Raw genomic sequence first — 645 nt, forward strand, 5'->3', positions numbered from 1 at the left:
ACGCTTTGGTTCAGCTTCGCATCTGGATCCATCACTAAACGGTAGGTCAGCCAAGCCTCTTTTTGCGTCCAATAAGATAATTGAGCAAGGTAAGCAATAAAGTTCTGCATGGCGTGCCCATCGCTATTTCCATACAGCTGATAGTTTTGTAGCAAGGAAAGCGACATTTCTTGCAACAACTGAAACGCCCAATCACCCACTTCATCCGTGTTGGTAAGATCCCCAGACACCATACCAAGCATCGCCTCTTTTAAATCATCGGCGTACTCGGAAGTGTGTGGATTAGTGGAAAATTTATGATGCATGGAGAGCACCACATTATTTTGGACATCCACTTCGATGCTTAAAGGCGTTTCCTGACCGTATTGGCGTCTGTCTTTTTCCATGCTGTAGATAAAGTGCGAAGCCTGAGATATCAGCTGGAATCCCTGTATGTTGCTTACGGTTTGATTGAGGTGATCGACTCGCACCGAATTGGCATAAAACTGGTGGATCGCAAAAGCAACGATCACCACTGCGGGTAATAACGCTAACAACGCTAAACGTGTTTTGATTGATAATCTCAGCATCCATCTTTCCATGTGTTACGAACGCCTACTGATTTAATACTAGACTAGTTTCACACATTAATAATGGATATTGATG

General features: G+C 43.7%; 1 pseudogene. It reads right to left on the reverse strand.

Features of this window, described 5'->3' with window-relative positions:
* A pseudogene (locus tag R7Q11_RS27035) lies at positions 1 to 569 on the reverse strand (hybrid sensor histidine kinase/response regulator); the annotation flags it as partial.
* Between the last annotated feature and the right edge of the window lie 76 nt (positions 570 to 645).

This window comes from Vibrio sp. 970, assembly GCF_033339075.1.